6 protein-coding genes are annotated in these 10,708 nt (G+C 47.1%); 5 read left to right on the plus strand and 1 reads right to left on the minus strand.

Features of this window, described 5'->3' with window-relative positions:
- The first annotated feature begins 14 nt into the window (after positions 1-14).
- Positions 15-6,104 (plus strand): hypothetical protein, encoded by a 6,090-nt coding sequence (locus NSU01_RS12650; protein WP_076244308.1) that lies wholly within the window; start codon positions 15-17, stop codon positions 6,102-6,104.
- Positions 6,105-6,264: 160 nt separating this feature from the next.
- The gene (locus NSU01_RS12655; protein ID WP_144026089.1) at positions 6,265-6,525 is read left to right on the plus strand and encodes a hypothetical protein; all 261 of its coding nucleotides are present in this window, start codon (positions 6,265-6,267) and stop codon (positions 6,523-6,525) included.
- A gap of 512 nt (positions 6,526-7,037) precedes the next feature.
- Here the strand turns inward: NSU01_RS12655 and NSU01_RS12660 are convergent.
- A complete protein-coding gene (locus tag NSU01_RS12660; protein ID WP_076244313.1) occupies positions 7,038-7,400 on the minus strand; it encodes a DUF3221 domain-containing protein in 363 nt (120 codons plus the stop codon).
- Between the two features lie 275 nt (positions 7,401-7,675).
- Between NSU01_RS12660 and loaP the strand changes: the two genes are divergently transcribed.
- From loaP to NSU01_RS12675, 3 genes are all read left to right on the plus strand, one after another.
- A complete protein-coding gene (gene loaP, locus NSU01_RS12665) occupies positions 7,676-8,260 on the plus strand; it encodes an antiterminator LoaP (protein ID WP_076244315.1) in 585 nt (194 codons plus the stop codon).
- A gap of 423 nt (positions 8,261-8,683) precedes the next feature.
- Positions 8,684-9,943 (plus strand): hydroxymethylglutaryl-CoA synthase family protein, encoded by a 1,260-nt coding sequence (locus tag NSU01_RS12670; RefSeq protein ID WP_076244318.1) that lies wholly within the window; start codon positions 8,684-8,686, stop codon positions 9,941-9,943.
- Positions 9,940-10,707: an enoyl-CoA hydratase/isomerase gene (locus NSU01_RS12675; protein WP_042135868.1), complete on the plus strand. Its 768-nt coding sequence runs from the start codon at positions 9,940-9,942 to the stop codon at positions 10,705-10,707. Before NSU01_RS12670 ends, NSU01_RS12675 begins: the two co-directional genes overlap by 4 nt.
- The last annotated feature ends 1 nt before the right edge of the window (position 10,708 follow it).

Below are 10,708 nucleotides of genomic sequence, written 5' to 3' on the forward strand. Positions count from 1 at the left end.
GAGCGCGAAAGAGCTTGAGTGATCTGTTTGCAGGATTAGGACAATTTGTAAGTTCAGACGAGTTAACAGCTGATATGAAAACCCAGGCAACGGTCAAAAAAATAAAAGACTTATTTAAAGTGATGGATGATGGCCATTTACCGAATGATCTATTTTATAACCCCAACGCCAGGTGGCTCGCCGGTATCCAGTTCAAACCGGTTCCATTCGTTGATCTTGCCGCTTTATTTCAGGATGAGCATAACCGTTATGGCATTTTTGTTCAATTACTTGGAGATGGGGCAGGTCCCTTCGCTGGATTGAACGGTGATTTCAGTTATGAAAAAAGAAAAGGCTCCGTTGGGCGGTTCACCGGAGCTATCAGTCTACCTGATGAACAGCGGCGTATCGAGATGGGCGCTGTAACCGTGATCGTCCCCGAAGTTGCACTCGATCTCTACCGAAACGGAGATTTCAAGATCGATGTCGGTTTTCCGGTCGGCTTGGATTTTAGCCGTTCATTATGCATAGAGGCTTCGCCGTATGTTGGATGGGGAGGCTTTTATTTTGCCCGCTTAAGCGCTGAGACGTCTGCGTATAGCAGAGTTCCAGAAATTAGTGCGACAATAGGTACTTTCAGTTCAATTATTGAGGCCGGACTAGCTGTCAATCTGGGGTACGGCAAATACTTCAAGCGGGGAGTGCTTAATGCCGGACTTAGTTTGACGGGGATTGGAATCCTGGAAGGAACGAATGCAACGTTTAATGCGAATTGCGACCCTTCCAAGAATGGAGCAAAGTTCAGCTGGTACCAAGGAACATTGGGACTATCCGGCAAAGTTTTTGGAGAGGTGGATTTAAAGGTACTTAAGGCCGTAGTGGATTGCGAAGTCAACGCAACGGCCAACATGATCATTGAAGCCTATAAGGAAACGAATATCGATTTTGTGCTGGAAGTCCATGCGCATGGAGAAATAGAAGCCGATTTCGGTATCGCAAAGGGGAAGATATCACGAAGCTTTCACGACAAAATGAATATGGATTTTGTAATGGGCAAAGAGACTACAGCTCCATGGGATACATGCTCTCCCCTTCAATCCCCACACCATTCATTGACTACGGACAATCTGGTCTGGTGGCCGGTTATCGTTCCTGTGCTGGAACGGCGCAAATTAACGCTCTATTGTATGCCGCAGCTTTCCGTCGGAGAAGAGGGCGGCAGTAAGAAGGTTCAGTGCTCAGCCATGTTGTACATGATTGACGATCCTCTTCAACCCGACGGATTTAAGGCATGGGCTAAGGGGGTACTGCTATGGACGCTGAATGCTTACTTGAACCGTAATTCTAGCTCAGGTACTCCCATCGACAGGTTGCTTCAACAGAACATTACTAAAGAAGAATTAAAGAGTATTGAAAGATACACAACAGACGGCCAATCACCGATTATCTATAATCAGAGTGGTACAGGTATTGTATCGTTTCTGGCTGAATATTTTGAGATTTCGATATGCCATCCGGAAATAGATTGCAGCGGAACGCCGGAAATCAAACAATTAGTATTTTTTCCGGTCTTCCCCGATATCGAACTGACAGTCGAACAGACACTCTTTGGGGTAGCAATTCCGCAAACCTCAAAAATTGATTTCACAAATAACCAAACGATCTCTACGGATAAGCTTGAGTATATAAGACAACATTCGCGTCGGATGATGGCCGAGCCGGTCCATGAAGATAAGTGTGAAGTAACTAACTCTCATCCCGATCCGCGACCATTGCTTAGTATAGAGCCATCAATGGCTACCTTGTGGATTCAGGATGTTGTAACCTTGTGTACGCGTGCCCTGGCCAGAGAAGCCGTTGATCAATCTGGATTAGATTTGCCAAGGGATATGATATTAATAAGCGATCTTGTTGATAAAGTGGTCGACAATAACGTTCGGATGAAAATAGTCGCAGCAAGCATCTCCCAATTCACTTTGTTCGGACTCCGGGTGAAACTGAATGAGTTTGCGGAGCAAAAATCTGTATATAGCGAGATTGGGCAGCAATTTCCGTTAGCCGACTCGTTGACTGGACTTACCATAAAACTTGAGCGTCTGCCAAGCAATTTGCCGGTAACAATGAACAATTGCACAGAGCCTCACGGTGATCCGTCTACACTCACAGTCGTTTTTCCCAAGTGTGAGCTGGATCGGATAACAGCGTTGCAGCATACTGATTTACCGGATGATGATTGGTCATGCGTCCGTCCGCTCAGGCCTTTTGTCGACGTACCCAACACCTATTCGGGGAAACAGCCGCAGATTTGGGAAGACACCCGTTCAGTGACAGGATTCAGACGGAAACTGAGTGTGTTCACGCCAGCGCTTGGTCATCGCTTGGCCGCACAGACAGGAACACTTGGATTATGGAAAATGGACAAGCTTCAAACTTGTAAATTAGATTCTGCCAGCGATGAATATCGACTTGCGACATTTGTGGAAGTCCGGTTGTGGCCAACGAATGTACCCAATATGTATGAGTTGAAAGGCGCGAGTGGACACGGACAGCTGCTTCTTGAACGGCTTAGCTGGGCGATCGCAAATGAATCAAGTACAGGTCCGGTAGGTCTGGAGAGTGTTCATGTACTTCACTTGCGTAAAGAATCAGATGATCAGGTCATTTGGAGTTCGGACAGCAATCTGCCTCTGGTTCTCAGTAGTAATCTGACAATGTTCACTGAACCTCCAGTAAACAGCTTGTCTATGGCGGTAGCCCAAACTCCCGCAACATTCGCACAGCTACTGTATACAAGCGGCAATGTCCGATCTGGAGGCTTTTGTCTCTGGTATGAGAGTCGATTTGACCAACAGCCGCCAGACCCGGAAAATCCCATACTTGCACAGATACTTTTCCGGTATGTTAACAACGCGCCTCTCGCTGCATACGTGAATGCGGCGGATACGGTAATAGGTCCCGATTCTGATGAATCCTTTTATTTTCTGGATACCCTCCAAAGCAGCAAACCCGCATTTCCTTCCGGTCATGCAGGTATCGAGGTATACCGTCCTGCAGTCATGGAGTCAACCGATCTGAAGGCGTATTTGCGCAGGATGTTTTATCTGATCGGTACAAAACTGGAGGGCAGTCTGGCATTCGCTGAGCAGGATCTTTCAGACGTACCCATCGCACCGGTTGGGGAAGTAGATGTACTGCCCTGTGAATTACCCACAGATCCCTCCAGGTGGCTGGGACCGTGGTATCAGTATCGGCCTGTATTGCCTATTGTCAAGCATGCCATACAGCCGCCGGAGACTGTAGAATGTGGTACACCCGCTGACAACCCATATACCGGGCTGGGAGAACAAGTAGTAATAACCCTATATCCACGGGACGTTCTTGGAAATACACTGTCCAAACCAAGATACAATTACACTATACCAGTGCTTTACCGTGATTTTGTTGTTCCTCCTCACCAGTGGCCGGGGACAACTCTGCGCTACAGTCTGGATCTGAACGGGCTTGTTGTAACTCTGGCTTTTTCTGCGGACGGTCTGACAGATGAACAAGCCTGCGCTGCCAAAGACAGCTATGCGCTGGCTTATCATCAGTTGTCGCAGGAGTATGTCGAAGCAGGAGTGACCTTATCCATCGATGAGGCAAAGACGCATGATGTGAGGGATATCCTGATTGAATATGTCCTGGAATGCTGGCGTTCGCTTTGCAAGAAGCTTTCCGGCGAGCCTTATAATCCGGTGATAAAGAAGTGTGAAATTGAACCTTCAGCGATAACACTCACCAAGGAGAAGCCTCTCTATGAGCTGACCCTTGAATTGACAATATTACGCGCATTCGAAGAGCATATAGATCCTGACATGAACTCCATTCCAGAGGCAGTCAGTGGCACCAGCCGCATCCAGCATGAATCGTCAACCAGAATTGCTGGAGCGCAAACGATCGAAGCGTTCGCCCGATATTTTGAATTGGCTTTTGATCGAAAGATAGGTATGGGTGCATGGCGTGACAGCGAGGATAGCAACCGACTCTGGGTTGTCGGTATAGGTACCACAGCCGCAGCTTGTTTGAAAACAGAACGACAAGCCGCTGAATTCTTCTACGGTGCAGCACCGTTTGAGGCCATGAAGCGCAGCCGCACATTAACCGTTCAGCCGTATGAATTATTCTCTGCCACAGGCGGTACAGTATTGGCTGATGCTGTGGAGACGGAATCCGTGGAAGACTTGGATATTTGGGTTCAGCAAGTGTTCGCTTTCATAGACGAAATGCTCGACAAGGATTGTCTGAGTGTGATAGGCAAACATGATGGAGCCATACAACTGGAGAGTCTTCGCAAGGCAAAAAGCGACATAGCCGAAGCATATGCGAGCAAAGTCAGTCATCTGGGCAAGCTGAAGGTTTCCGATAATTCCGATTTGGCCGCTGCCCGTGAACGATTCAAGCAGCAAATGCTCGTCCAGCTCGCCGAAGCCTATAAGCAGGATACAGTCATACAGCAGCCGTTTAACGTGGAAATCGCTTGCGGTGATCCGGGTGAAATGGATCAAGTGAGTTTTTATGGGCCGGTTGAGGCAGAAAGCTTCATTGGATTGTCTGATGAATGCAAGGCAGAACCGGGAATTGAGACTTACGTCCAGGCAAGCTTTACTCCAGCTAAGCTGTCGCTTCACAGAGGCACACAACAATTGACCTATTTGTTTGATGTTAAGAACACCGGTCATTTCCCGCGGTATCAAGCCAAAGGTGTGAATTATCGGGTCACTCATTTGGAATATGCGCTTGTGGAGAAGGGGGTTGTTTCATCAGCTTGGATATCGTTGATCGTGCCGTATGATCTTCCATTAGGAGATATGGTTATCCCTGTAGCGATAAAAGGACATCCGGAACCCCCGTTGCTTCTGCACCATGGCTATATCGACCAGGAAGAACCGGATATTGCCAATGCCGGGACTCTTCTTGATTTGGCTAAAGAATGGAAGTATACGTATACGTATAAGCTTCGGCAAGAAATGACAGCGCAAGATCGGCTGAAGCATGAAATCGTCTGGAATGAAGAACCGCCAGTTGCAAAGCGCGCATTCGCAGATGAACTGCCTCAGACTCTGGCCCAGTTCATCCATATCATGCCGGATATACGCAAGGCTTTACAGCCCGGAGCTGATTCAACAGGAGTTCCCAAAGCGGTGGAGAGTTTGAAAAAATGTATGGAACAGATCGCATCGAAATGGAGCTCCTGGTTACCCAAAGCGGCATTCGGAGTGAACAGCAGCGAGCCCACCACATTCGATACTTTGGAACAGCAGGATAGTTCTTCCCGGTTGAAAGTAATGCTGGATAAGTTGACAGGTCCGATCTCGGTAGGGGATTTCTCCATGCAGATAGGTAAATACCAATCAGAACCCGCCGGCCCGGGAGCATTTCTCTTCTATTTTGTGGAGGCAGACGGGAACCGGGAGTATTTACAGTTTGATCAGCGTATTCTGCCGGAAAATACGGAGAGAACCGTTCGAATCGAGAAGTTCAACATTTTCAGACTCCAGAGATCCCGGATAAGTCTCTATGAGACACGCAATGAGAACTTAATGAAATGTTGTAGCTCCTATGAGGAAGAAACGGTGGAAGAATTTGTTTACCGGTCGCCAAAAGTCAGCCTCACGGACTCCATTGCACCCCGTTTAAGAACGACCAGGGAGATTGATTTTTCAACACTCTCCGGGACCATGGAGCATCCCATTGAAGAGCATGTAGGCACCTTATTGTACCGTTTGTTCGAAGATGGAGGCACTCCGTTGCTGCCGCATTCGATAGTATGCTCAGCATCTTATAAGTTTGCATACCTATCCGTGAAAACAGATGAAAATGAAGATACGGGGGAGCCGGCTGAAATCTCAGTTCCAATCTGTTTTAAACATGTGAGTGTGTATAACGAGAATGAAGGGGCGGTTGCGGAATTCTGCAGACAATTAAATGAATGCATGAAACGCAAGGATGGACCTCTGAACAAACAAGGAAGGTTTGTCATTCAACTCAGCATTTACCCGGGAAAAGCAGTTAATGCTAATACACTTCCTGTGCTGGTTATTGAAAAGCTCATATTGCCGCTTAATAAAATCAGCATTGTGGTGTAAGTATAATTATGCAAGAGGGAGGAGGGGGTCCCATAGACCCCCTCCTTTTTTTGTAGAGTCAACGTGAGTACTTGGGTGGATGCTCCACCAACAGACTGTTATTCCGATCGTTATGCTCTCAAGATTTCTTTCATTCGCCTTAATGGTGAAAATCCGGGGAATGAGACGACATTTCGAATGGTTGCCAGGCGTGGTCAAGATTTTGGTAGGAGTAAGAGGGTTTGATTATGGATTTTCAAGTGGACAAACTGTAATAGAGAGCGTTGTTGATCAAGGGGAAAAGGTAGCTTTATTAGTATTTAAAGTTCTTGATGATAAGTTAGACAAAATTATATTTGACCAAGATCTAGATAAATGGATTTTGATGATGAAGGAGAAGTCACCTATAAAAGTGAAGATGGAAATTAATGGAAGAGGTTAGTATATTAAAAACGTGGTAGTTTGTGACTCTATGTTTGCTCTTTAACCATCATAACAATTATTCCGGGATATCTGGGCATTTTAAACAGAGTATTCATAAGCATAAAACTTACTGTATTATCATGAATAGTATGTATATTATACAGTTTTGCTGTTTGGAGGATTTAGCAACTTCTATGAGTCATTATAGGCGTTGTTAAATAATTTTAGACTTCTTTTTCAACTTTGGCGAGACATAATTCTGATGGAATTAGGCTTTTCAATCTTTATTTGTGCAGCATTGATGATCCATCACATAAAAATGACTACTTTCGCAACGGATTCTGCCAAGTGCTTTAAATAGGAGAAATATTTAATGATTCCCGGTGAGGCAATTCCCTCATCGGGAATTTTTGTGTGGAGCAGCTTTCTCGAAATACTAATAGTGGTTGTGAGTAGCTTTAGTCTCACATCAAAAAAGCACCGCTTCTTATTAGAAACGATGCTTTGATCTGCTAGATTTTATTTATTGAATCAATTACTAATTTTATTGATTTTTTGGGCGGTTACTTGTGCCGGATAAGAATCATCACTTGCAGTATAGGTTATTTCAAGCTCATCCCCTTGTTTGAATTTAGAGGGAGAAACTTTACTCACCCAAATGATCTTAGCGTATTCACTAGAATTGAGAAGTTCTTTGTAACTCTTCTTCAAATCCTCTTCTTTTAAGCCAGATATAACTAGCAGTCTTTTATTTTCTATATCTATTGTGTGTACAGTTCCAATAAATACTTCAGCATCCTTATTACAAGAAGTAAGCAAGAACAAACATATGAAAATTAAGATAGGAATCTTATTAAGGATAGTATTTTTAAAGATAGTGTTTTTTTTGACCATTGATTTCTCCTTTAATTTATGACATTTGAGGAGGGATATATACTGGATTTCTGTTAACATCAGAATGTTCAGAAGCAAATGCTGCAAATAAATGAAGAATTAGAAATAGCGCAATGATTCTAGTAACTGATCGTTGAAGACTCCTAACCTTTGGTATATAATGAGTAAAATAGCAATTATATAATTTCTTTTCTAATATGTTGATTATAACAAGTTTGGGCATTCATTCATCGGAAAGTCCGCCTGTCTCTAATCTTTTACTATTGGGGGATATTATGAGCTGGTACGTATTATTCGTTCGAAACGGCTGCGAAGACCGTGTGAAGTCATCTCTGCAGCGGCTATTTTCCGGAGAGATGCTCCGCTGCGTCGTTCCCAAGAAGCAAATTTCGGAAAGAAGAGCCGGTCAATATGATTTAATTGAAAGGCTGTTATTTCCGGGCTATGTGTTCATCCAGACTCAAATGAATTACTCTACCTATTATATCCTTCAGAAGAACCCCCATGTCTACCGGTTATTAAACTACTGCAGCCGCAAGGATCTTATCTATAAGCACCAAGCTATGAATGATTTGGAGAACTCTGAGGAGCAGTATTTTAAGCAAATACCGGAAGAGGAGATTAGTCCTATATTGGGGCTGCTCGATCATGACGATGTGGCGGAGAATTCTAGGGTGTATTTTGAGAACTCCCGTATGAACGTCGTGTCGGGCCCCTTAACTGGAAAAGAGGAGCTCGTCACCAAAGTTGACAAACGCAAAAGGCGCGCGAAGGTCAGTCTTCAGTTGTTGGGCGGTGGGAGAACGATCGATTTAGGAATTATCCTTTTGGAGCCGGAAACGAATCTTGTACAGGAATAACTTTAGCTAATGAAACCGGAAGCTGTATAACCGATGTTTCGGCACGTTATATGGCAACCGATGGACATAGGATAGAAATGGTAGTGCCTTCCGGAAGGAAGCATGAAAGGGCGAAGCTGTCGACATTATGAATTCCAAATTTCAATACATATATGTAAAGACTAGACACACCTGTGTCCGGTCTTTTTATTTTGTCCGGGAAAGGGGAATGCGGCAGTATCGTTCCGGCAGTGAACCCTAAGGGGGCCCTGTCAAAGGAAAGGAGGCGAGCAGCTCTGTCACCATAAGTATGATTTGGAAGCGTAAGGCGTTACGGATGGGGCTCGTCATGCGCTGCTGCCCGACCGGGCTCTAGCGTAATGAAAACGGCTATATGTCTTAGCAGATAGGAAGAAACTTAAAGCAGAGAGGGCGAGGAATAGAATGCCTGTCGGAATTGAAGCGTTGAATATCTATGGAGGCTCCGCCTTTCTGGACGTGCTGCAGCTGGCCAAGCATCGCGGATTGGATACAACCCGGTTCGACAATTTGATGATGAAAGAGAAGGCTGTCGCGCTGCCGTTCGAAGATCCGGTCACCTTCGGCGTGAATGCGGCGAAGCCGCTAGTTGATGCGTTGCCGCCGGAAGCAAAGGATCGGATTGAACTGCTTATCACCTGTACGGAATCAGGCATCGACTTCGGCAAGTCGATTAGCACCTATATACATCATTATTTGGGTCTGAACCGGAACTGCCGGTTATTCGAGATCAAGCAGGCCTGCTACTCAGGCATCGCGGGCCTGCAGACGGCCATCAGCTTCGTGCTGTCCCAAGCATCACCGGGTGCGAAGGCGCTCGTTGTCGCGACGGATATCTCCCGCTTCATGACTGTGGAGCCGGGGGAGGTGCTGACGGCTGATTGGTCGTTCGCCGAACCGAGTGCCGGGGCCGGCGCTGTTGCTGTGCTGGTCAGCTCCCGTCCGTATGTATTTCAGATCGACGTAGGGGCGAGCGGATATTACGGCTATGAAGTGATGGACAGCTGCCGCCCGGTTCCCGACAGCGAAGCCGGCGATGCCGACTTATCCTTGATGTCTTATCTGGACTGCTGCGAGCAGACATTCCGGGAGTACAAAAAAAGGGTGCCGGAAGCCGATTACAGGGAGACCTTTCAATATCTCGCTTTCCATACCCCTTTCGGGGGAATGGTGAAGGGCGCCCACCGTTCGATGATGCGGAAGCTGGCCCAGGCGAAGCCGCCTGAAATTGAAGCAGACTTCCAAAGGCGGGTTAGGCCCGGTATGGTGTATTGCCAGCGGGTAGGCAATATTATGGGCGCGACTGCACTGCTCTCGCTGGCGAGTACGATCGATCATGCAAGTCTCGATACGCCGGGCCGAATCGGCTGCTTCTCTTACGGCTCCGGCTGCTGCTCCGAATTTTTTAGCGGAGTTGCTTCAGCTAAGGGACAGGAGCTTCAGCGCGGTTTCATGATCGGCCAACAGCTCGATGAGCGTTATCCGCTATCGATTGACGAATATGAATTGTTGTTCCAGCCTGCGAACGCGCTTCGGTTCGGCACACGCAATCTGAAGATTGATCCGGAAGTACTGCCCGGCGCACTGAAGTCTGCAAGCGGGAGTGCACGCCTTGTTCTGGAGGAAATCCGGGAATATCACCGGGAATACAGGTGGACCTCATGAACTATGACACGATTAAGGTCCGGGTTGAGGGGCAGGTCTGTTATCTTCAGCTGTACCGTCCGGAAGCCGGCAATACGATAAACGACCGGTTGGTCGAAGAATGCTCACACGCGCTGGCGCAATGTGAGGAAAGTGCGTCGGTCATTGTACTGGAAGGCATGGACGGTATTTTCTGCACAGGTGCTGACTTCAAGGGTATACATGCGAAGCTGACGGCGGGGGAGCCGCTGGGGAATCGTCCGGAGCCTTTGTATGCCCTGTGGCAGAAGCTGGCGACAGGTCCATTCATTACGATTGCCCATGTCAGAGGCAAAGCGAACGCCGGAGGGGTAGGCTTCGCAGCCGCTTGCGATATCGTGCTGGCAGACGAGAAGGCGGAGTTCAGCTTGTCCGAGCTTCTGTTCGGGCTTTTTCCTGCTTGCGTATTACCGTTTCTCATTCGGCGGACGGGCTTTCAGAAGGCTCATTACATGACCCTCACAACGAAGCCGATTCCGGTACAGGAAGCGCATGCGTGGGGGATTGTGGACGGGTACGGCCCGGACAGCGAAATGCTGCTCCGCAGGCATTTACTCCGGCTCAAGAAGCTGCCGAAACCCGCGATTGCGCATTACAAAACCTATATGAACGAGCTGCGCGGGATATTGACGACATCCAAACCGTTAGCTTTGGCGGCTAACGAGAAGATTTTCGCGGACCCCCGGAATCTGGAGAAGATTTACCGCTATGTGGAGAAGGGACAATTTCCTTGGGAGGACGAATAAT

Source organism: Paenibacillus sp. FSL H8-0259, from assembly GCF_037963255.1.
In the GTDB taxonomy this organism is placed as follows: Bacteria; Bacillota; Bacilli; order Paenibacillales; family Paenibacillaceae; genus Paenibacillus_AQ; species Paenibacillus_AQ phytohabitans.